General features: G+C 54.8%; 23 protein-coding genes, 2 tRNA genes and 1 riboswitch. Of the genes, 12 read left to right on the top strand and 13 right to left on the bottom strand.

Going from position 1 to position 22,275, the window contains the following annotated elements; genetic code table 11:
* Positions 1 to 87: 87 nt before the first annotated feature.
* Positions 88 to 1,800 (bottom strand): methyl-accepting chemotaxis protein, encoded by a 1,713-nt coding sequence (locus DY252_RS10880; protein WP_082923532.1) that lies wholly within the window; start codon positions 1,798 to 1,800, stop codon positions 88 to 90.
* Positions 1,801 to 2,047: 247 nt separating this feature from the next.
* Here DY252_RS10880 and DY252_RS10885 point away from each other — a divergent pair, with 247 nt between their 5' ends.
* The 5 genes from DY252_RS10885 to DY252_RS10905 all read left to right on the top strand — a co-directional run bounded on the left by DY252_RS10885 (position 2,048) and on the right by DY252_RS10905 (position 4,826).
* Entirely contained in the window at positions 2,048 to 2,314 is a 267-nt protein-coding gene (locus DY252_RS10885) for a hypothetical protein (protein ID WP_064780770.1), read from the top strand.
* A 329-nt stretch (positions 2,315 to 2,643) separates the two neighbouring features.
* A complete protein-coding gene (locus DY252_RS10890) occupies positions 2,644 to 2,877 on the top strand; it encodes a hypothetical protein (protein WP_064789684.1) in 234 nt (77 codons plus the stop codon).
* A 164-nt stretch (positions 2,878 to 3,041) separates the two neighbouring features.
* Positions 3,042 to 3,569: an adenine phosphoribosyltransferase gene (locus tag DY252_RS10895; RefSeq protein ID WP_008890908.1), complete on the top strand. Its 528-nt coding sequence runs from the start codon at positions 3,042 to 3,044 to the stop codon at positions 3,567 to 3,569.
* A 127-nt stretch (positions 3,570 to 3,696) separates the two neighbouring features.
* Entirely contained in the window at positions 3,697 to 4,143 is a 447-nt protein-coding gene (locus tag DY252_RS10900; protein ID WP_064789518.1) for a hypothetical protein, read from the top strand.
* A 122-nt stretch (positions 4,144 to 4,265) separates the two neighbouring features.
* A complete protein-coding gene (locus DY252_RS10905; protein ID WP_008890906.1) occupies positions 4,266 to 4,826 on the top strand; it encodes a Panacea domain-containing protein in 561 nt (186 codons plus the stop codon).
* 31 nt (positions 4,827 to 4,857) lie between these two features.
* Here DY252_RS10905 and DY252_RS10910 read toward each other — a convergent pair whose 3' ends face one another.
* On the bottom strand, positions 4,858 to 5,907 hold the full coding sequence (locus DY252_RS10910) for a ChaN family lipoprotein (RefSeq protein WP_064789519.1): 1,050 nt from the start codon (positions 5,905 to 5,907) through the stop codon (positions 4,858 to 4,860).
* Positions 5,908 to 5,942: 35 nt separating this feature from the next.
* Entirely contained in the window at positions 5,943 to 7,097 is a 1,155-nt protein-coding gene (locus DY252_RS10915) for a trans-sulfuration enzyme family protein (protein WP_064789685.1), read from the bottom strand.
* Positions 7,098 to 7,199: 102 nt separating this feature from the next.
* On the opposite strand from DY252_RS10915, the gene DY252_RS10920 reads away from it, so the two are divergent.
* Complete coding sequence (locus DY252_RS10920; protein ID WP_064789520.1) at positions 7,200 to 8,513, top strand: NAD(P)/FAD-dependent oxidoreductase; 1,314 nt, start codon at positions 7,200 to 7,202, stop codon at positions 8,511 to 8,513.
* Positions 8,514 to 8,558: 45 nt separating this feature from the next.
* On the opposite strand, the gene DY252_RS10925 is transcribed toward DY252_RS10920, so the two are convergent.
* From DY252_RS10925 to DY252_RS10960, 7 genes are all read right to left on the bottom strand, one after another.
* Positions 8,559 to 9,410 (bottom strand): EamA family transporter, encoded by an 852-nt coding sequence (locus DY252_RS10925; protein ID WP_064789521.1) that lies wholly within the window; start codon positions 9,408 to 9,410, stop codon positions 8,559 to 8,561.
* Positions 9,411 to 9,500: 90 nt separating this feature from the next.
* On the bottom strand, positions 9,501 to 10,553 hold the full coding sequence (locus DY252_RS10930; protein ID WP_231959752.1) for an MBL fold metallo-hydrolase: 1,053 nt from the start codon (positions 10,551 to 10,553) through the stop codon (positions 9,501 to 9,503).
* A gap of 210 nt (positions 10,554 to 10,763) precedes the next feature.
* Positions 10,764 to 11,717, bottom strand: a complete 954-nt coding sequence (locus tag DY252_RS10935) for an ABC transporter substrate-binding protein (RefSeq protein WP_064789523.1) — start codon at positions 11,715 to 11,717, stop codon at positions 10,764 to 10,766.
* A 78-nt stretch (positions 11,718 to 11,795) separates the two neighbouring features.
* Positions 11,796 to 12,608, bottom strand: a complete 813-nt coding sequence (locus tag DY252_RS10940) for an ABC transporter permease (protein ID WP_082923533.1) — start codon at positions 12,606 to 12,608, stop codon at positions 11,796 to 11,798.
* Complete coding sequence (locus tag DY252_RS10945; protein ID WP_064789524.1) at positions 12,605 to 13,390, bottom strand: ABC transporter ATP-binding protein; 786 nt, start codon at positions 13,388 to 13,390, stop codon at positions 12,605 to 12,607. Before DY252_RS10945 ends, DY252_RS10940 begins: the two co-directional genes overlap by 4 nt.
* Positions 13,381 to 13,492: riboswitch (TPP riboswitch) on the bottom strand. It overlaps the preceding gene by 10 nt.
* Before the next feature lie 69 nt (positions 13,493 to 13,561).
* The gene (locus tag DY252_RS10950; protein WP_064789525.1) at positions 13,562 to 13,759 is read right to left on the bottom strand and encodes a hypothetical protein; all 198 of its coding nucleotides are present in this window, start codon (positions 13,757 to 13,759) and stop codon (positions 13,562 to 13,564) included.
* A 103-nt stretch (positions 13,760 to 13,862) separates the two neighbouring features.
* A complete protein-coding gene (locus DY252_RS10960) occupies positions 13,863 to 14,987 on the bottom strand; it encodes an alpha/beta hydrolase family protein (protein WP_064789526.1) in 1,125 nt (374 codons plus the stop codon).
* 151 nt (positions 14,988 to 15,138) lie between these two features.
* Between DY252_RS10960 and DY252_RS10965 the strand changes: the two genes are divergently transcribed.
* The 6 genes from DY252_RS10965 to DY252_RS10990 all read left to right on the top strand — a co-directional run bounded on the left by DY252_RS10965 (position 15,139) and on the right by DY252_RS10990 (position 18,945).
* Positions 15,139 to 16,353 (top strand): acetoin utilization protein AcuC, encoded by a 1,215-nt coding sequence (locus DY252_RS10965; RefSeq protein WP_082923534.1) that lies wholly within the window; start codon positions 15,139 to 15,141, stop codon positions 16,351 to 16,353.
* On the top strand, positions 16,350 to 16,796 hold the full coding sequence (locus DY252_RS10970) for a DUF192 domain-containing protein (RefSeq protein WP_064789527.1): 447 nt from the start codon (positions 16,350 to 16,352) through the stop codon (positions 16,794 to 16,796). The genes DY252_RS10965 and DY252_RS10970 overlap by 4 nt, the downstream gene beginning before the upstream one ends.
* Before the next feature lie 150 nt (positions 16,797 to 16,946).
* A tRNA-Pro gene (locus DY252_RS10975) sits at positions 16,947 to 17,023 on the top strand.
* A 144-nt stretch (positions 17,024 to 17,167) separates the two neighbouring features.
* Positions 17,168 to 17,461 carry an ETC complex I subunit gene (locus DY252_RS10980; protein ID WP_064789528.1) on the top strand — a complete coding sequence of 98 codons (294 nt, stop codon included), beginning with the start codon at positions 17,168 to 17,170 and terminating at the stop codon, positions 17,459 to 17,461.
* 142 nt (positions 17,462 to 17,603) lie between these two features.
* Positions 17,604 to 17,680: transfer RNA gene (locus DY252_RS10985), tRNA-Arg, on the top strand.
* Positions 17,681 to 18,162: 482 nt separating this feature from the next.
* A complete protein-coding gene (locus DY252_RS10990) occupies positions 18,163 to 18,945 on the top strand; it encodes a hypothetical protein (protein ID WP_129542720.1) in 783 nt (260 codons plus the stop codon).
* Positions 18,946 to 19,136: 191 nt separating this feature from the next.
* Here DY252_RS10990 and DY252_RS10995 read toward each other — a convergent pair whose 3' ends face one another.
* From DY252_RS10995 to DY252_RS11005, 3 genes are all read right to left on the bottom strand, one after another.
* Positions 19,137 to 19,799 (bottom strand): YitT family protein, encoded by a 663-nt coding sequence (locus DY252_RS10995; protein WP_064789531.1) that lies wholly within the window; start codon positions 19,797 to 19,799, stop codon positions 19,137 to 19,139.
* 196 nt (positions 19,800 to 19,995) lie between these two features.
* Complete coding sequence (locus tag DY252_RS11000) at positions 19,996 to 20,826, bottom strand: aldo/keto reductase (protein WP_064789532.1); 831 nt, start codon at positions 20,824 to 20,826, stop codon at positions 19,996 to 19,998.
* A 336-nt stretch (positions 20,827 to 21,162) separates the two neighbouring features.
* Positions 21,163 to 22,266: a CobW family GTP-binding protein gene (locus DY252_RS11005; RefSeq protein ID WP_064789533.1), complete on the bottom strand. Its 1,104-nt coding sequence runs from the start codon at positions 22,264 to 22,266 to the stop codon at positions 21,163 to 21,165.
* Between the last annotated feature and the right edge of the window lie 9 nt (positions 22,267 to 22,275).

The raw sequence follows: 22,275 nt of genomic DNA on the forward strand, positions 1-22,275 counted from the left end.
ATCCGATGGTTGCCAAAAACAAAACCGGCGGCAAAACAACTGTCTTGCCGCCGGTCAATGGTGAACGATTTCTGCGCGAGCTCGAGCTTAGCTGCTGCGGATGTCGGCAAGGAACTGATCGACCTGCGCACGCAGATCGTTGGACAGCGTCCCAAGTTCCTCGGCAACATCAAGAACCAGATGGGCAGCCTGATCGGTATCGGCGACGGTGTTGCTGACCCGTTCGATATTGCTGCTGACTTCCTGGGTGCCGATGGCAGCCTGTTCGACATTTTGCGCGATCTCGTCGGTGGCATCGGATTGTTCGCCAACTGCGGCCGAGATGGTGTTGACCATTTCAGTAATGCGGCTGATCACATCCGAGATATCCCCGATCGAGCTTACCGTTTTGCCAGTTTCTTCCTGAATGGCTGTGATCTGTTCGGCAATTTCGTTGGTTGCGCGGGCCGTCTGGTTGGCAAGGTTTTTGACCTCTGCCGCGACCACGGCAAAACCTTTGCCAGCTTCGCCTGCGCGGGCTGCCTCGATGGTGGCATTGAGCGCCAGAAGGTTGGTCTGACCTGCAATGTCACTTATCAGCTCAACAATTTCACCAATGCGGTTGGCGACTTCCGAGAGGCCCTGAACGGTTTCGGACGACTGGGCGGCTTCGCGCGATGCCTCGGCGGCAATCTGGGTTGATTGCTGTGCCTGTTCACCGATCTGGGAAATGGATTCAGACAGATGGTCGGCGGCATCGGCCACAGTACGGACATTCACCGTGGCCTGTTCGGATGCGGCGGCAACCGTGGTTGCGCTTTTGCTGGCCCGGTCGGCTGAATCGACAAGACCGCGTGCCGTTGTCTGCATGCGTTCGGCCGAGGCCGAGACCGCACCGACGATTTGCGCAATCACGCCTTCGAAACTGCCGATATGGCGTTCAAGGCTTTGCATGCGTTCTTCGCGGCGTCTGGATTCTTCTTTCTGTTCGGCTTCCATCTGTTTTTTGGCAATCGCATTGGTGCGGAAAACATCAACCGATTTCGCCATTTCGCCGATTTCATCCTGGCGCGACAGGGCGTTGATTTCAAAGTTGGTGTTGCCATCAGCCAGCGCGTTCATATCGTTGCCCAGATCAGAAAGCGGGCCGGTAACAATGCGCGACAGCAGCACCCGCATACCGATGATGGTGGCAATTGCGATCGCCAGACCACCCAGAACAATACCGATCAGAATACGGTTGGTTTTTTCCTGTTCGGGTGCGACGGAAAGGCTCGAGGACAGAACGGCGATGACGTCACCAGTGTCGGCCTCCATCGCGCCATGGCAGCTAAAGCAGACTTCGCGATCCGCACCCTTGGTTTCACCCAGCACAATCGGCATCGACAGGCGATAGGTGCCATTATCGGTATAACGGCCAATCATCTTGCCGGTTTCGATGGCCTCGATATCAATCTCGTCGCGCGGGGTTTTAAGCGGCTTCTCGCCGAATTCTTCCATATAAGCCATGGTGGTCGGTCCCCATGCAGACCAGAGTTCGCCGGGATAGTCGCCGTTGCGGCTGTCAAACCAGTTGTTGAAAACCTGAATGCCGATGTCATCAACATCATCGGGGCGGGCGGCCATCACGTTGACAATCAGCGCATGCAGCGACGTCAGCTCGTTTTCACTTAGCTGATGAAGCTTTTCATCCATGGCTTTTTCCTCGACCACAGTCATCATCAAAAGCGCAATAATCACAGTGGTAGAGACGCCAAATGCGGACGCCCACATAAAGCGTTTGCGAATGCTCATGGCGTTGAAGGCAGACAGGATGCGCATGGTAACTCCCCGATGGCATAGGCTTCAATAAACCCGACGGAACAGGATGTTTTTTGTTCTGTTTCGCGGGCTTGTGAACCATGCATGATCGCGGGAAAAGTGCTTTGACATGCCTCAAGCGGGGCGAATTGAATTGGTATAGTTCGTATCGCCAAACGGGCTGTTTTCAACGTTGCGGGGCTTGCAAGCCCAACGACAAACAGGCATAAGCTGCCCAACAAACACATTCGATACACAGGACAATCTGATGACGCTTTCCTATAGCGACACCCGCAAGAAGCTTGATCAGATCACCGCAGAAATGCTGGGACTGATCCGCAAATACGGTCTGGATGCGGCAAGCCCGTTTGACGTGATCGAAGTCGCGCGCGCCAAGATCACTGACCAGAACGACTATATCCGTTTTCTGGAGCTGTCGCTTGAGGGCCGGATATACGGTGAATACGGCGATGCCCTGCAAAAGCAGATCGACGAAGAGGCCAGGCAGACCGAAGCGGCCAAAAAACTGAACTAGGTCGCGAGGCTAGCGTTTTAGGCGCGTCGTTTGCGCATTGATCGAATTTATTTTCGGCCTGTCTTCTGTTTTGAAGACGGGCCGTTTTTATATGGCTGGTAAGCCGCAAACTGGCACAAATCTTCTAACCTCAGGAAAGGCTGATTTTGGGACATCGGAAGAATTGGGCAAACTGTCACAAATTCTTCCTGATCTTGTCACCGTGCTGCAGTTGAGCGGCCATGAAGTTAGGACTATATGGCTTCTGTAAACGCCGCATCACAAAAATGGATGCGACAAAATTCGATGGGCAAAACCGTCGAAAACCAACGAGCAACAGGATGACTGACATGAAAAAGAGTTACGTCCAGACTCTGATGGAAGTCGAAAAAGTATTCGGTCAGATCAATGACCATGATTATCGCCTTTACCGGGCCGTTTGGGGCAATCGTCAGGCGGCGCAAACCGGCTTGCCACGTGGAACACGCGCAGAAATCAGCAAGAAGCTCGCCAATGACTTTGTTGCGACGGTACCGTCTGTCACACACATCAACCCGCGCCTGTCCACACCGCACGCGGCTTGACGCGGTTAAAAGCTTGGCTCTGGCAAGGTGCGGGTGATGATGGGATGTACCTTGCCAATTCACTCTGTTTCAGGCATCAAGTGACGCCGTATGTGATCTGGCCGTGATAGTCATGGCTTTTGATCTGCGACGTCGCATTTCCTGATATCTGGCCGGAGTACCCCATGTCGATCAAGTCGTTGATTCGTACCATTCCCGATTACCCGAAAAAGGGCATCATGTTTCGGGATATCACGACGCTGTTCGAGGACCCGTATGGTCTTAGCGAAGTGATCGACAGCTTCGCCGCTGAATTCCAGGACAAGAAGATCGACATGATCGCCGGGATCGAAGCGCGTGGCTTTGTCATCGGCCCGGCGGTTGCCGTGGCCCTTGGCGTCGGCTTTGTCACCATCCGCAAGCAGGGCAAACTCCCGGCCGAAACGGTCGGTGTCGAATATGAACTCGAATATGGCACCGACGTCATCGAAATCCATAAGGACGCCGTCAAACCGGGCAGTCGTGTTCTGATCATGGATGATCTGATTGCAACCGGTGGTACCGCCCTTGCTGCGATTGATCTGGTCGAAAAGATCGGGGCAGAGGTCGCAGGTTGCGCCTTCATCATTGATCTGCCTGATCTTGGTGGGGCGCAGAAAATCCGCGATCGCGGTATCGAAGAATTCCACTTGGTCGAATTCGAAGGCGATTAAGACGCTTGGAAACTGATGTGAGTGGCAGGAATTGCGAATTTCCTGCCGTATCACTATATATTCATGTATAATGCATGAGTTGAATTAGGTCTTAGCCCATATCGGTCTTTCGCCAAGGCAGAGGAACATGATCGCACCGGTCCAAAACGCACAGACAGTTTCACAGGTTGGCCAGTATGGCCGACTTGCGCCTGCTGGTGCGCGCGGTGTGGCGACGGCAGACCGGGACAATCAGGTTGAGGCATCGTCTCAGAACTACACCTATGACCCCGATGATGACGGTATTCTGTTTAATGCCTATGTCGATGGCAAAAACAAACGTCAATCGGGGCAGGGCAATCCCGGCGAACAGAAAGAACAGCGCACCGAACAGCGCAATCTATCAGCTGCGCGTCGCGCAAGTGACCGCGAGGGTGCTGTCGATATGCCCAGCGAGATCGATTTTGCCAGCCTGCTTGATCCGTCGATCCCGTTTGATCTGTCGGCCAATAGCGGTACATCGTTTTATGCGGTGGTCAACGCGGTGGCCCACGGTGTGGGCGTACGCGGCAAGCATCTGGATGCGACCGTTTAGGCAGGCCTGCCCATAGGCACTTCAAACCACGACGTTCCCTGAAAATTTAAAAACCTGATCGGTGATGCTTGTTGGTATCTGCCATAGGTTTTATGATCCTTGGCAACACGTGATCGTATCCCATGACCATCGGGCACAGCATGAAGAACAAGCCGGTTCTTAATACGGTATTTGATGCCGCATTCAGGTTCATTGACCTCGCACTCAATGACAACGAATATCTGCAGCCGCAAAAACTGCATCGTTTGTTGTATCTGGCGCAGGCCTATTACGGCGCAAACTATCACGGCAACATGTTGATGCCCGCCATCTTTGTCGCCGAGGAATTCGGCCCGGTCGAACCCAACCTTTATGCCGTGATGGAAGAATCCCGGCCTGATGTGCGGCTGAAATCGGTTGATCCGAAAACCATCCATTTTCTTGAAAGCATCTGGGCGCAGTTTGGTCATCACACGGTCGAACATCTCAGTGTTACCGTGCGAAATCATCCGCCCTTTACCAAGGCCTACAAGGAAGGGATCGGAACGATCATTCCGTTCGACGAACTGGTTGAATTTTATGCCTCGGTCCGCAAAACCGCGACCACGCCCGAGGCCAAGGAAGTCGTGCGCCCGCGCGTCATGCGCTCCCACAAAGGCAAACCGGTTGCGACCACCGACTGGTTGCCGCGCAAGATCAAGTAATCCGAAAAGCTTGGCTGAACGGGGTTTGGGGTTATTGCCCCATTCCGAGGTTCTGGCACGGATCGCCACGCGCGATGTCATTGGTAAACCACATGAAATCGATATCGTCGGGCGCACCAAACCGCATGGCGTAATCCTCGATGCTTGACGCGTCCGGGCCGGGATCATCGGCCTCGATCAGGCTGACGACTGCGATATCGCGCGCCTCAAGATCCGGTTCATAGCGCTGCAAATGCCAGGGGGTGGCAATGCTGTGGCGGACATGCATGGCACCCGCAATCAGGAAGGCACCATCAATGCCGTCAATATTTGCCGCATCGCTCATCGCGCGCGCAAGCGACGCATCGCGGGCAAACTGAACGGCTGAAAAACCACCCAGCATGCTTTTGGGCAGCATATTGCAATGCCCCTCGGCGATTTCGACATTGAAGCGATCAAGTATTTCTGTCGGCATATCTGGCAAATCAAGCTTGGCAGCCAGATCATCGGGCAGGGCATCGTTGCCATTGCTGATCATGGGTTTAAGCAGATCATCAGGCAGATTACCCGCCACCATCATCAAGCCGTTGTCGCGTGCAGCCTGCGCAATCGGCGCATAGTCATGCCATGACGGCCAACCGCGATCTTCCCACGCCATCGCCGGGCCGAGTTCCGAAACCGGAAGCGTCTGCCAGCTGTCTTCAAGCGATGCCTGTTGATCACGGGTAAACATTTCCCAGACAATTGCACGTTCACGCTCATCCGACTTGCTGAGTGCATTGACCAGCTGTGCCTGATGGTGATGGTGGATGGGATTGTCGTGCTTTTCACCAATCAGGATATATTTGCGACCTGATAGCCGTTCCACCAGCGTATCAAACATGATGTATTCGCCAGCCACCACGTCAAAAATCAAACCCGGCGCCGGGGGCAGGGCATTGACGTCGGTCAGACTGCCCTGGGGGGTATTGCTATCATGCGCAACCGTCGGGGCGACGGGAAGGATAGTCGATGCCAGCGCAACCACAGAGATACCGACACTGCGTTTAACAGCACGTGTCCATGATCTGACTGCGATTTGGATCGGCATCGACTTGGGCATCGATCAGTTGATTCCTGATTGAAGACGGATGTGTCTTATTTGCTTAAGCGCAAGGCCGTTTCAAGGTCGTTAACAAGGTCATCACAATCTTCGATCCCGACCGAGAGACGCAGAAGGTCTGCCGGTACCGGGCTGGTCGGGCCTTCGACCGAGGATCGATGTTCGATCAGGCTCTCAACCCCGCCAAGCGATGTCGCGCGTTTAAACAGTTTGCACTGGTTATGGAAATCAACCGCACGCTTTTCACCGCCCTTGACGCGCAGCGACAACATCCCGCCAAAACCACCTGACATCTGCTTTTTGGCAATGTCATGACCAACATGGCTTTCAAGGCCGGGATACTGAACCTGTTCGATTTCCGGGTGGTTTTCGAAATGCTTGGCAATCGCCATGGCATTGGCACTGGCGCGTTCCACACGGATCGAAAGGGTGCGCATCCCGCGCAGCAAAAGCCACGTTTCAAACACGCCCAGAACCGCACCGCCAGATGCGTGCTGTTTGCAAACACGCTGCCAGAATTCGCTATCCTTGGCAGTGGTCAGGGATCCCGCCAAAACGTCACTATGACCGTTCAGATATTTGGTCGCCGAATGCATGACGATATCGGCACCAAAATCAATCGGACGGGTCAGAAGCGGCGTGGCAACGGTGTTGTCAACGACCACAAAGGCACCAGCGGCCTTAGCCAGTTTGGCAACAGCGGCAATATCGGTGATTTGCCAATCCGGGTTGGCCGGGGTTTCAAGCCAGACCAGCTTGGTCTTGCCGGCAACAATGTGCTTGTCCCAATCGGCAATATCGGCGTTATCGACAAAATCAAAACTCAGCCCGGCACGCACACCACTATCAAGCATGAAGCTGCGCAGCGCCCAATACATCACCTTGGGGGCGACGACATGGTCACCCGGGTTCAGCGCATGCAAAACCGCGACGGCAGCCGCCATGCCCGATGCAAACAGGCGGGTTTCAGAACCGCCTTCAAGTTCGTTCAGGACTGCACAGGCCTGATCATAGGTCGGGTTGTCCGCACGCGTATAGCAGCGACCGTCGTGATAGCTCAGATCAGTGTTTCGTTCGAACGTGGTCGACGGATAAAGCGGCGGAGTAACGGATTTGGTGGCTTCATCGACCCAGCCAAGCGCCTGTGCACTTACGGTGGCGGGGGACTGTTTTTTTGCATGATCAGACATGGTGGCACCTGATTTGGTTGAGATTTGTTGGCGCGCAACATAACGTGGTTCCCGCCACACACCAAATTGAATTGCCACCAAAACCAATCTTTAGGTCCCCACATGACGAATTATCCGAAAATCACCCTGCCAAAGGAATGCGACGTCGTTGTCATCGGCGGCGGCATTCACGGGTCATCAAGCGCCTATTACCTGACCAAGGCCGGCATGAAAGTCGTGCTTCTGGAAAAGGATACCATCGCGTCACACCAGTCCGGTCGTGCCTGGGGCTTTGTCCGCCAACAGGGGCGTGACCCGGTAGAACTGCCATTGATGATCGAATGTAACAAGATCTGGCAAGGTCTTGAAAAGGAACTGAATGCCGATCTGGAATGGCGCCAGGGCGGGGTGCTGTTTGTCGCCCGCGATGACAAGGAAATGTCGGAATTCGAGGGCTGGATTAACGACACCAAACACTTTGGCATCGAAACCCAGGTCCTTGACCCCAAGGGGGTCGAAAAACTGACACCGGGGATCACAACACCGGGTGTTGGCGGGATCTACACGCCCTCAGACGGGCAGGCCGAACCGAAAAAGGCCGCCCCGGCAATTGCCAAGCGCGCCAGTGAATTGGGTGCTGTGATTGCCGAGGGCTGCGGCGCGCTTTCGATTGAAACAGAGGCCGGCGCGATCAGTTCGGTGGTATCCGAGCAGGGCGAAATCAAATGCAAATACGTCATCTGTGCGGCCGGGGCTGCGACGCATAAATTCGTTGCCAAGTTCGGGCGGCGTTTACCACAACAAACCACGCGCGGGACCGTGATCCGCACCACACCGGTACCCGATATTTCTGCCGCGGGCACGCTGGCGGCCGGTCTGGCGTTTCGTCAACGCGCTGACGGGTCGATGAACATCGCTGATGAATTCATGACCGACATTGATGTCACCATGGGGCGTCTTAAATTCGCGCGCGATTTTATGCCGGGCTTGTTTGATAACTGGGCGACCTTCAAGTTCCACTTTAACAAGCGGTTCTTCGATGATCTGGTCGATCGCATGCCGGGCTCGGATGCTGCCAAACAACCGATGATCGGTCGACGCACCAATCAGGCGGAACCCTATGAGGTGCGCGTCAAAAATGCGATGCGCAACCTGCAAAACGTCCTGCCTCAGATCAAGAAGGTTGGCATTGTCGATACATGGGCGGGCGATATTGATGTCACCCCTGACGCGGTGCCGGTGATTGATCAATTCGACAACCCCAAACACTTCTTCGTCGCATCAGGTTTTTCTGGCCACGGCTTTGCCATGGGGCCGGTGGTGGGCAAGGTGCTGGCCGACTGGATCACCACCGGACAGCCATCCATCACGCTAAAGGGGATGGAACTTGGCCGGTTCGAGGACGGCACGCGTCGCACCCCGCGCACACGGGTCTGATCGCGATTGATACAATCAGTCTCGGACGATATCGGGTAGGGGCGGTTACAGGCTGCGCGCCAGACGCAGGATAATCGCCCCGCCCAACGTCATCATGGTCGAGGACATCTTCACAAGATTAAGCTTTTCGCCCATGAAGAACACCCCGATCAGAAGGGCAAAGACAATGCCGGTTTCACGCAGTGCGACCACAAGCGGGATAGGCGCCTGTGTAAAGGCCCACATCACCGTGGCATAGGCCCCGAAGGACGCGGCGCCACCAATTGCAAAGACCTTTTTGCCTGACTGCGCGATATCGGCAAGAATGCGCGGGCGCATGAAGGTCACGATCACAGCAAAGATCACAACGTTGCCAATCGTCTGATAGCTGTAATATCCAAGCGCCGTTCCGGCCAGTCTTGCGCCAGTGCCATCCACCAGTGAGTAGCTGCTGATAAAACAGCCGGTGATGATGGCAGCAACGGCTGCATTGCGGTTGCGCATGCCATCAGCTTGCCGCGTGATGCACATGCTGATAATGCCAACCCCAATCACGACAATCGCCAGCCACTCGCTGACATGCAGGGTCACGCCCATGATCAGGACGGAGACGGCGGCGACAATCAGCGGCGAAGACCCGCGCGCGATCGGATAAACCTGGCTGAGATCGCCCAAACGATACGCCAGGATCAGAAACAACTGATAGCCGATATGAAGCCCGATGGAGCCAATCAGGTATGGCCAGCTTTCACGTGCCGGAAGTTCAACAAAGGGCAACAGGACGAGAACAATCGGCGTATGGCCCAGCACAATCGCTGTCATGTTCATCAATTTGTCGGAGCCACCCTTGACCAATGCATTCCACACGGCATGCATCAGGGCAGCACCCATTACGGCGAGAAAGACAGTCAAACTCATGGCGGGCCATCAATGTTACGGTTTTGTGGCGCAATCATTGATGCTTAGCACGCAGTTTGAAAAACAACCAAACCGAACTTGCAAGGGCTGCTATGAGCCAGACGCCGTATGCTCGACCTTTCGCGAGGTTGTCGATGACGCAGTGCTTTTGCCATCAAAGAACCGGGTCGCACCAATAGGTGGGGCAATGAAATCGCTATGCGCAACTCCGGCATCCTTGCAGGCAGACGCCAGTCGGACGGGCGGTTCATCAACCGGTTCGGCGGTCAGAACAAATGTGCCCCAATGAATGGCAAGCGCCTGTTTGACGCCCATTTTCTGCATGATCTGAATGGCTTCTTCGGGATTGCAGTGCGAATTGCGCATAAAGTCGCGCGGGTCATAGGCCCCGATGGGGATCAGGCCAAAATCAATCCCGCCATGGATCGCGCCCATTTCGGTAAACAGTGTTTCGTTCCAGCCGGTGTCGCCAACAAAATAGAACCGATAGCCATCGCCGAACTCAAGGATATAGCCACCCCAAAGCATTTCCTTGCGGTCCTTGGTGGTTCGGCTTGACCAGTGATTGGACGGCACATGGGTGATTTTCAGATCATCGTGATGATGGCTTTCATCCCAATCCAGTTCGGTATACCGATCCGCCTTAATGCCGGCCTTTTCCAGAAGTGCACCATTCTTCAGCGGCAAGACATAGCACGGCGCGTTGCCAAGCTGCGTCAGGCTGGCTAGGTCGAAATGGTCATAGTGATTATGTGACAGCAACACCAGATCAAGCTTGGGCAACTGATCGATGGCAAGGCCCGGTCGGGTATAGCGTTTTGGTCCAACACGTTTGAACGGCGATGCGCGGTCGGAAAACACCGGATCGGTCAGGATATTGAGACCGCCATATTGCACCAGCACCGTGGCATGGCCGACCCAAGTGACTTGCAGGCGTTTTGGATCCGGGTTGTGGATGGCGTCATGATCAGGTGTTTCGGTGGGGATTTTACCGACCTGATGTTTGGCCTTCGGCCAGTTATTGTCACCGAAATAGCGCCGCTTTAAGAAATGCCAGAACGACCGTTTGACCGGATCAGGCAGGGGGTGGCGGTTTTCGAAACCGCTTTCTGTGTGGTGGGCTGGTTTTGTTTGCTGCTGCACTTTTGGGTCCTGATCCGGTTTGCGTATGATCGCCATTCTGCATTTTGCGCGGGTGATCATAAGGTAACTGGGAATTTGACCTGCGCAAGCGAAAGGCCGGAACGCGGGACACACATTCCGGCCTTTCTTGCTGGTCTGCCCATGCGGGGTGCAGACCAATGCTTTCGCAGTTGCTGGGGCGAGCCTTGCGAAAGCAGGGGGGACTGAATCTTATTCGATCACGGTCGCATAGGTTTCAAGCGCAGGGCTTTCGGTGATCAACCCCTGTTTGACCATGTAATCGGCAAAGCGGGCATAGCGCGCCTTATCAAGGGCCGCCGGACGCAGCGCAAAGCGCGGCAGGGTATCGGCCCATGCCTTGATATTGAGTTCATCATCAAGGTTGGGATAGGCGGCAATAAAGGCCTGCCAGCTGTCATCCGGATGGTTGATCAGGTACTGCACACCTTCTTCAAGGGCGGCCAGCATGCGGGCATAACGCGGATCATCGACCTTGTCGTTACGCACGGTCAGGATGAGTTCGTCATAGGGCGGAACGCCTTCTTCCTCGACATAAAATGCCTTGCCCGGTTTGCCTTCGATTTCCATCTGGTTGAGCTCGAAATTGCGATAGCCGCCAATGATCGCATCGACCTGGCCGGAATAAAGCGACGGCGAGAGCGAGAAGTTCACATTGATCAGCTCGACATCATCGATCGAAACCCCATGATTGCCGAGCATGGTGCCCAAAAGGGCATCCTCAAAACCGGCCAGCGAATAACCGATCTTCTTGCCCTTAAGATCGGCGATTTCCTTGATCGGGCCATCTTCAAGAACGATCAGGCTGTTAAGCGGGGTGGCAACCAGTGTGCCGATACGGGTCAGCGGCAGGCCTTCGGCGGCCTGAACATGAAGCTGTGGCTGATAGTTCACGGCAACATCGCCCTGACCAGCGGCAACAAGGCGCGGCGGGGCGGACGGATCGGATGGTTCGATCAGTTCGACATCCAGATTATGATTGGCAAAGAAGCCTTTTTCCTTGGCAACAATTAGCGGTGCGTGATCGGGGTTCACAAACCAATCAAGAAGTATGACCAGCTTGTCCGCAGCAAAGGCAGTTGGAGACGTTCCAAGAACAAGTGCGCCCAGTGCGGTCGCGGTGATCATGGATTTAAGGCGTGACATGGATGAACCTCCGTAAGATGCGCCAAATAAATAGTATGAGGATTTAAATCACTGCCAAACTGGCAGGTGTGTTCTGTCTTATTGAGCCGGTTTAAGGCTGTCGGGTTGCCATGGCAGGGCCGCGCGCAGGATGCGATCGACAATGAAATATTGCGTGATCGAAAACGCGCACAGGATCAGCAGACAGGCAAAAACCATATCGATCTGAACCCGCGCATTGGCATGCAGCATCAGATATCCCAACCCGTGACTGGACCCGACCCACTCACCAATCACCGCCCCGATCGGCGCGACAGCGGTGGCAACCCGAAAGCCCGATGCAAAGGCGGGCAGGGCGGCGGGCAATCGGATATGGGTCAAAAGCCGCCAACGACTTGCCCCCATGGTACGCGCTAGATCAAGCCAGCCGGTTTCCGTCCGTGACAGGCCATCGAAAAAGGCGACGGTAACCGGGAAGAAAATGATCAGGGCCGCCATGGCGATCTTCGATGCCAGCCCAAAGCCCAGCCACAACACCAGAAGTGGCGCCAATGCAAAGAACGGAATGGCCTGCGAAACCAACAAAATCGGCATCAACCAGAAACGCACCGGCGAAAACAGCGCCATCGGAATGGCGGCCAGCGTACCAAGGGCGGCACCGGCAAACAGCCCGATCACGGTTTCGGCAATGGTGTATTTCGCATGATCCAGCAGGACGGCATGACGTGCGATCAGCGTGTGCCAAACATCGGCTGGTGGTGGCAGCATGTATTTCGGCGCACCGGTCACAATCACCAACAATTGCCAAGTGGCAATCAGCGCAATGATAATAATCAGCGGCCGCGCAAGGATCAGCCAGCGTTGCTCCGACAGTGCTTTTTTATTTGTATGAGGATTGTTTTGCATGCTCATGCCGCGCCCTCCGACCGCTCGGCACCGAGTTGGCCGAGCAGTTCGGCCTGCTGTGCCAGGATCTCGGGATCGGCAATGTTGCGCGGGCTTTGGCCCTTGGGCGTGATGGCGTCTTGCAAGCGTGCCGGGCTGCCTGTCAGGACATGAACCCGATCGCCAAGGCGCAATGCCTCAAGCGGGTCGTGGGTCACAAGCAACACCGTCTTGCCCCGCAGCACCCGTGCGGCCAGTTCCTGCAAACGCAGACGATTGAGCGGATCAAGCGCCGAGAACGGCTCGTCCATCAAAACGACCGGGCGATCTTCCATCAATGTGCGGGCAAGGGCTGCGCGCTGTTTCATGCCACCAGACAGTTCAGCCGGGCGCAGGTTTGCCGCATCACGCAATCCGACTTCGGTCAGTAAATGTGAGGCTTTCTCATAATCGGGTTTTTCGTGGCGTAAAACAGCACCGAGTACGACATTTTCAAGAACACTGCGCCATGGCAAGAGCAGGTCCTGCTGTGCCATATAGGCAACTCGACCCGTAAGCGCGATATTGTCCGAACAGGTGATGGTCCCGCTAACATCGCCTTCGACGAGGCCTGAGAAATAGCGCAAAAGCGTGCTTTTGCCGACACCACTTGGACCGAGCAGGCAGGTAAAGCTGCCCGCCTGCAAGGTCAGGTCTAGATCATGGAAAATATCGACGCTGTTGAAAGCCACGCGGGCCGCACGGAGCGCAATATCAAATCTGGTTGGATTGTTTTGCGCCATGTCGGGCGCGTGTTCTGTGCAGCGCATACGATCCTTCCTACGCCGGTCTTAACCGGTTCAGGTTCAAAGGGTCGTTCGGCAACACCAAACCTCTCAGCCGATTTACGATCGGCCCCCCCGGAGATCAGGCGACTATGCGCAGACAAATCGCTGCCGTCAAGTTTTGTAACAGTTCTTGGACTTGATCCTGATCACAGCTTACCAGTGCGCATCATGACGATGCAGCTTTCCTGCCGGATGATCCCAGTGATGTGGTGTTCCTGCGATACTGACCGGAAAGGCGATGCGTCGGGCCGGGCCCCAGTCTGTGACTTCTGCATGCGGGGCAATATCAGCATCTGTTTCCGCGGCGATCATGCCAATGCAGTCAGGCGCATGGCAGGCTGGATCGCGCATCTTTTTGAACAGCGCAAAAGTGGCAAGATCATTCGGCCACGCGCCAGCGTGTCCTGATACGATCCAAATTGGGCAGCATAATAAGTTACATCGGACCCTTGCGTCATCTGTACGGGGTCGAAGCCTCAACCACCTGCTTGATCCAGCCCGCGATCTTGTCAAACGTGCCGGGCGCATAGGCATACCGGCCAAGGGCAACATAAAGCATCTGGCGGGATGTCGGCATCTCGCTACTGAGCTGGTAGTTGAACAGATTGCTTCTAAGCAGCCCGTGCGTGGCATCAGGGATGACAACCACCTCATTTTCAGGATGTCGCCCGATCAGGATATCGCGATAGATGTCCGCATCGGATTTTGCATCCACATTCAGATCATCATGCCCCCACATGGCAAGTGTCGGTGTTTCAAGCTGCGCCAGGTCTGCTTTTGCGTCAGATGCAATATTGCGTTTTACGAATGCGTACCGGTCTGACGCCATCGGTGACGGATCACTGGTTTTTGCAAGGTAGGTTGCGTAACTTGCGTCGGGCGCAAAGATCACGGTGTCCCGGACGTGGTTGCGTTCGATTTGACGTTCGATATCTTCTTGTGTTGCACCATCGGCCAACAGGCGTTGGCGTGTATAAAAATCGCCCTGGTTTTGCCAGTTCACCGCCCCGCCAATGATGACATTAAAGGCATTGTCCGGGATCATCCGCGACGCTTTGGGGATTACCCAGCCCGCCTGGGAAAAACCGATAAAGCCGATTTGTTGTCGGCTTCCGGGATGGGCCGTTTTGATTGCGTCATACGCCGCAACGGCTTCGTTTGCGCGGTCGTTCATGGATTGCGAAAGCCAGTTTCCCGTGCTTTTGCCGACGCCGGCCTTGTCCCAGCTGTAAATACCGATCCCGCTATCGAGCAGGGCATTGATCAGGGGTAAATAGCCATCGCCCGCAAAGTGGTCCTGCGGGCCATCGCCGTGAACAAGAAGGGCAATCGGGCCTGTATGCTGCGCATCTGGCAAGATCAGGCTGCCAGACAGAACAGCATCATCGTGTGAAAAGCTGATCTGTTCAGTCGGGCGGTTGCTGATATCAAAGTCAGACAATCCGATAAGCGCAAGACTTCCGGGAACAGCAACAAGCAGCACAAACAGAACAATCGCCACCCTGACAAGGCGGCGGTAACGAATGCGGCGGGGCGATGGCACGGCACAGCCTTTCAGGTTGGTGGCAGCAAGGACCATTTGGCAGTGTTTGCAGATTGCGAGAAGTCAGGGGGGCCGTCAATTGCCTTGCAACCGGTTATGTCGATGAAATCAGGTGTTTAGCCCAAAAGCATCATGCCCGTAAGTGCAAGGCCCTAGGTCCTGAGCCTAGAATTGCACAAAACAGAACTTGAAAGAGCATCATGAAACGGTCAATGCTTTCGGCACTGCAACCAAATCTGCCTTGCGTGCCATTGTGATCCTTTCTGACGAGATACCTGACCACCGTATTGCCGATCCTGCCCCGCGCATGATTGCGGCCGAGATTTATCGTGGCTCAAGCTATGGTCCCAAGCATCCGCTGGCGATCCCGCGGGTGTCGCTGGTGGTGGATATGGTACATGCGCTGGGTTGGGTGGATGAAACCACCTATTTGACCGGGCCGGTGGCAACGCCCGACCAGCTCGCACGGTTCCACGACCCGGACTATATTTCCGCCGTGATGCAAGCTGAGCGCGATCAATCGCTGCCAGATGATCTGATGGAGCGGTTTGGTCTGGGCAAGAATGGCAATCCGATCTATCCGGAAATTTTCCGGCGTCCGGCGACTGCCGCCGGATCATCGGTGATGGCGGCCAACCTGATCAAAGATGGCGGGATCATTCATCATCCGGCAGGGGGCACCCATCACGGTTTGCGCGATCGGGCATCGGGGTTCTGTTACTTCAACGATCCGGTTCTGGGCATTTATGCCTTGCTTGATAGCGGGTTGGACCGGGTGCTTTATGTCGATATCGACGCCCATCACGGTGACGGGGTGCAGATCGCCTTTGCCGAGGATGAACGCGTTCTGACCGTATCGATCCATCAGGAAGACCTGTGGCCCAAAACCGGCGCAATTGATGACATTGCAGGCGGCATGGCGCGCAACCTTCCGATGCCGGGCGGCATGCATGATGATGAGATGCGTTTCATTCTTTTTGAATATTTGATTCCGCTTGGATTAAGTTTTGCACCTCAAGCTATTGTTTTACAATGTGGATGTGATACTCTTGCAGAGGATCCACTGTCCAGGCAGCTTTTGGGCAATCAGTCGATCTGGGAAGTCGCGGGGGCGATGACCCGATTGGCGCCCCGAAGTCTTGTTCTTGGCGGCGGAGGATATAGTCCATATGGCGTTGCACGCTGTTGGTCCGGGGTGTGGGCAACCATTAACGGGATCGAAATACCTGATGTGTTACCCATCACAGCGGAAAATATCCTGCGTGTCATAAAATGGGCGCATAGTCGTGGAAGACAGCCGGCAAGTGAGTTGTTCACAACGCTTGCGGATCCATGGCGGGGTGGCGCCATCCGGGACGAGGTCCGGGAGCGCGTCAAAAGACTAAGAGGATATGGGGTATGAAGTCGTTCTTTCAGATGGCTTTGGTTGTGTGCTTTGTCAGCGCGGCGGTTGTTGCCGGGCTGAATGCAAAGGCAACCGGTTATGAACGGTCGCGTCTTCTTGTTGATGGCGAAGTGTTCAATGTCGAACTGGCCATCACACCCGAAGAAAGGTCGCGCGGCCTGACGTTCCGAACCGAAATGGCTGAAGACGCCGGAATGCTGTTTGATTTCGGCGGACCACGCGACATTTCGATGTGGATGAAAAACACCTTTATCTCGCTTGATATGCTGTTCATCGCGGCCGACGGCACGATTGTCGGCATTGAAAAGCGTACCGTGCCGCAATCAGAAACCATCATTCCATCGCCAAAGCCTGTGCGCTTTGTGCTTGAACTCAATGGCGGTTCGTCTGACCGGATGGGGTTTGAGGTTGGCGAAAAGGTCGAAGGACTGCCGCGCTAGGCCGCGCCATCAATACGCCAGACAATCAATCAGCAATAGCAAGGCCGCAGGTGATATCTGCGGCCTTTGGTTTTTGTGTGATATTTTCGAGAAAAACACGCAATGCGGTCTTGCCCACCCAGCAAGATGGTGCTAAATCCACATCCGCGTCGGGGAGTAGCGCAGTCTGGTAGCGTACCTGCTTTGGGAGCAGGGGGTCGCGAGTTCGAATCTCGCCTTCCCGACCATTTCCCCTTTTATCGTTTTTCGGATGCCCAACGGGATTTCCAAGTCACGATAAAAGGTGTAAAAGATGAACTGATAGCAGGGGTTAGAGAGGCCCGTTTAACTGCCATCATCATCTTATCCCGAAGGTCAAGACGAGGGTCCCGATGAAGGTCCGTGTTTACAAACCTGCCAAGAACGCCATGCAGTCCGGTCAGGCTGCGACCAAGCACTGGGTCATGGAATTTGAACCGGGTGCGAAAAAGGTTGCCGATCAGCTGATGGGCTGGATCGGATCGACCGACACCCGTGGTCAGGTCCGCATGTATTTCGAAACCCTCGAAGAAGCGCAGGCCTTTGCCGCCAAGCACAAGCTGGTCGCGGACATCGAAATGCCGAAACCGCGCAAACTTCAGCTCAAGGCCTATGCCGATAACTTCGCGTTCAAACGCGTCGTCTGATCTGGCACTCGCCAGCGTATTTGACCAATTCTCGGGGCGGATTTCCGCCCCGTTTCGTCTGACAGGGGACGTTAAAGCCTGTGAAGACAGTCGGGCAGGCGTCCAATGCCATGCCCCGGGGTTCGTAACCACCCCACCCAGCGGTCCCTTAGCTCAACTGGATAGAGCAACAGACTTCTAATCTGTAGGTTGCAGGTTCGAGTCCTGCAGGGATCGCCATTTTTATTCTTGTTTTTCAATCGTTTGGTGGTGATCGCCCAACCAACCAAAAAGTGAGTTAGGCACTGTGGGCGTGATATTGGAGCTAGGTCAGAAAGGAGGCCATGCCAAAGTGCTTGAATGCCTTGGCCGGGCTTGTGATGAACCGTTTTCGGATCTGCTCAAGGCTAAGGTCTATAAGCTGCGCAACAGCGTGATGTGCCTGCAGGGAGGGGGCTTCGTGAATACGAGGATCGCCCGGTGATCGAGGATATCCTGATTGGCTAAGTGACGCGCTTTAAGATGGCTCGCCCGGGGATGATCTGGCCACGCGAACGCTTTTAGCGGATCTTTCTGGGTGATGGCGATACCAAAGACATCCATATGCTTAAGGCCAAGCTCGAACGCGGGTGCTGCCGTGCGGCGGCTGAGGGTCCCGTTGGTCGCATCGCCATGTCGAGGCCAAATACCGATTTCAACTCGATGATTTTGCGGGCGGCGTGATGTTAGCTGTTGAGCTGTTCTTCTATTGCTTTGATGAGTTCGCGCGCCTGACTATCCAGATTTTTAATGATTTTTTGCTGATTTTCATTGAACGATACGTTCGACATCGTAAAGAGGCCCCCTGTGTGATCTCGCGAGACGCTCGTTATGAAGAGGTTCACTCGCTGTCTAAGACGGATGGCAGCGTTTGCGATGCTATCGTCAATTTCGGCGGGGATTTCTGGGAAATTGTGCGAGTTGAAAACTCCAAGGATGAACTCCACTCGACCTTTATTTACTTGGAAATCCTCATTGATCACTGCTCGCGTAGTGAAGGTGATCATTTGCGTTTGTGCTTTGAGTTCTTGCATAAACCTCTTTGCGAGTGTTTTTTTGTTATCAGAACTTACTTGAATTTGGTGATTGATCTGCATTTTTGCGGAGCTGTAGGCAAATGCCCCACCCACAAGCCCCAGAAATCCGGCGACCAATGTTTCACCGGTCCAGTCAACAAAGCCGTTGCGTGCGATTACGCCGCATATAAAGCCTCCCAGACACGCCCCGATGATTGGTATGGCCTCACTAAACTTGGGGATATTCATTGTCGCTCCGTTTTAAAAATCCTGATCGTTAAAGTTTCGACCGCAGGTTCAGCAACGTCAAGCTATCTCAAGGGGGGCGTGAAGCCGGCTAAGCGCAAAGTGAACAAGGGCGCGATGATGCTCGGCGGTCGATCTGGCGAGGTCGATTGGGAGCGCTCTGACGAAAACCAGTTTTACCCGACGCCGCCAGAAGCAACCTAGGCACTTATCCGGGCCATAAAATATAGGAATGTGCATGTGGTGATGGTTGGTTGGCGCGCGTTCCGCAGCACCACGGCTGTGAGGTCATCGGCACAGATCTGATTGATCGCGGCTATGGCGAGGGCGGGATTGATTTTCTTGCCACGCTACAGGCGATCTGCATAGACAAATGGGATTTGGAAACTTTGAACTTAACGTGCCGAAAAATACCGCCCCGGACGATGATTCAGTGCGATGATCAGGTTGAGGATGACAGCGCCCAGGATTGAGAGCAGGACCTTGTCGAAGGGCAGGGTCAGGAAGGCGCAGACGAGGATCACCATGTCGACGGCGAGCTGGAAGTAACCGGCGCGGATGTTGAAGTTTTCCTGAAGGTACAGCGCCAGAATATTGACCCCGCCAAGGCCGGCGCGATGGCGAAACAGCATGAGCAGGCCAATCCCCATCAGCGCACCCCCGGCAACCGCGGCATAGATCGGGTTCAGTGTGTTGAATTCCACCAGCATCGGAGTCAGTTTCGAGAAGGCCGAGACCAGACCAACGGCCATGAAGGTCTTGATGGTGAAGGCCTTGCCCATGCGCTTAAACGCCAGCCAGTAGAACGGCAGGTTGATCAGAAAGAAGATCACGCCAAACGACAGCCCGGTGGCATGTTCAATCAGAAGGGCGGCCCCGGCGGTACTGCCGGTGACAAGGATGCTTTCGCTATAAAGCGTGACACCAAGCGACACCACCATGGTTCCCAGCAACAGGGCCAGCACATCCTCATACGGGCGATGGGCGATATCGTCCTTTTTGGGTGTTTCGCTGGTTGCGGTCGGGGCGGTTTTATCGTTGGTGTTTGCGGTACTCATAAGCGGTGTGCTGCCAGTTGGTTGATTAGATTGAATTAAAATACGCTTTTCGCAGGTGCGAAACAAGCTGTGTGCAAGATCGCGGCGTAAATCGCGTGTTTTTGATGTAACGGTGTCGCCAAACGCAAAAGACCGGCTTAAAGCAAGCCGGTCTTGGTAATTTTGTATGTTTGTTCGCCGTTACGCCGGATGGTGATCAGGCGGCCTTGTCCCATTCCGGGGCGAAGGACGGATCAATCAGGCGGCCATTTGGATTGGCAAGATCATGGATTGCTTCCATGTCGTTTTTCGAAAGCTCGAAATCAAAGATATCGAAATTGGCCGCGGCATTTTTGGGCGAACCCGATTTCGGGATCGCCATGACGCTGTCTTGTTGCAGCAACCAGCGCAGGGTGACCTGCACGGGGGACTTGCCGTATTTTTCACCGATGGCCTTAAGCGTTGCGTCCTTCATGACATTGCCACGCGCAATCGGGCAATAGGCCGTCAACAGCATGTCATGCGCGCGTACGCTTTCGAGTACCTTGGACTGATCGAGATAGGGGTGATATTCGACCTGATTGACCGTCAGCGGCGCATCGGTCAGGGACACGGCCTGATCAATCAGGGCGGTCGGGAAGTTTGAAATCCCGATCAGGCGCGTCATGCCGAGGTTTTTGACCTCGTTCAAGGCTGCCATGGTTTCTTCAAGCGGCACGTCATCGGTCGGCCAATGCAGCAGCAACAGATCAACATGGTCGAGATCAAGCTTGCGCAGGCTTTCGACCACGGAGGTCTGCAAATCACCGCTTTGGAATTTGTCGTACCAGACCTTGGTGGTCAGGAAGTAGTCATCGCGTGCAAGGCCGGAATTTTTCAAGCCCTGACCAACGCCCTGTTCGTTGTGATACATCTGGGCGGTATCGAAATGGCGATAGCCGATCTTGGCGGCCTCAGCGATCATTTTCGCCGCTTCGTCGTTGTTGAGCTCGTATGTCCCAAAGCCAAGGGCCGGGATTTTAGTGTCCTGCCAGTTCCGGTAAATCATGCTGCTTTACCCCCTTGTTTCGTTTGATTGTTGTGATTTTGGGTCTTCGCGGTGTCATGTGCAAATGACGATCCGGTGTCAGTTTGCCCGATTTGCGCCAGATTTAGTGCGCATGTCGCCGATCGCAACCTGTACATCAGGATGGTACGGGCTGTGCAATTGGCGAGAGGCCCGGGGCAGCCCCGTTTGCGGGTGGGGATTTTCAGGCAAAGAAAAAGGGCGACCAAACTAATGGGTCGCCCGAAGTTCAGGACTTAGAGTGAGGCTGTATCAAGCCAAGAACGAGATTGCCGCAAATCGCGGGGGTGATCCTTGATGTGGCTCAAACACGGTCGATTATTCTTTGACCGTATTGCCATCATTGGTTTCACTGACCGCGGCATTAAGGTGATAAAGCGATTCACGGATCACCTGGGGCCCAAGATCCTTGGTAATGAAGACGATCTTGGATCTATGATCATCGCTTGGCCAGGCGGGCAGGGATGCCGGCGGATGGAAGACATGCTGCACGGCATGAATGGCGACAGGCGCATCTTCGCCGACCAGATTAAGGATTCCCTTTACGCGCAAAAGGCTCTCGCCGCGCATCTGGGTAAAGATTTCGGCCCAGGTGACAAAGGCGTCCCAATGGATCGGTTCGTCAAAGGTGATGCAGAAGGATCGGATGTGGTCGTCATGGCGGTTGACGTCGTGGCTGTGATCATGATGCCCGTGATCGTCATGATGATGGTTATGCGCATCACCATGCTGCTCATAGGCTTCGTCGCGCAGCCACTTCTGCACATCCATGCTTTTGGTTGTCGGGTCATACAGCCCGGCATTGAACAGCTTTGAAACCGCAATGTCGCCATTGATCACCGGATAGATCGGGGCAGCCGGATTAAGCGCGCGCAGGCGGGTTTCAAGGGCTGTGCGCGTGGCGTCATCGGCCAGATCGGCCTTGGTCATCAGGATGCGGTCGGCAACAGCCGCCTGCTTAACACTTTCGGGATGGTTATCAAGTTGGCCTGCGCCATGGATCGCATCGACCGTGGTCACCACGCTATCCAGGCGGAACTTGGTGGTCAGAAGCGGGTCGGTCATCAGGGTGTGGAGGATCGGGGCCGGGTCGGCAAGGCCGGTGGTTTCAATGATCACCCGATCAAATTCCGGGATTTCACCGCGCGTGCGTTTGACAAACAAATCACGCAGACCCGAAATCAGATCACCGCGCACCGAACAACAGATACAGCCGGAATTGAGCAACACCACATCTTCGGACACTTCGCGCACCAGAAGATGATCCAGCCCGATTTCGCCGAACTCGTTGATCAGGACCGCCGTCTTATCCATGCCATCCTGGGTCAGCAGGGCATTCAAAAGCGTGGTCTTGCCACTGCCCAGAAAGCCGGTGATGACGGTGGTGGCGATGCGGTCAAACTGTTCGTTGGAAAGGGCCATGATCAATCA

The sequence above is a fragment of the Thalassospira indica genome (assembly GCF_003403095.1).
Taxonomy (GTDB): domain Bacteria; phylum Pseudomonadota; class Alphaproteobacteria; order Rhodospirillales; family Thalassospiraceae; genus Thalassospira; species Thalassospira indica.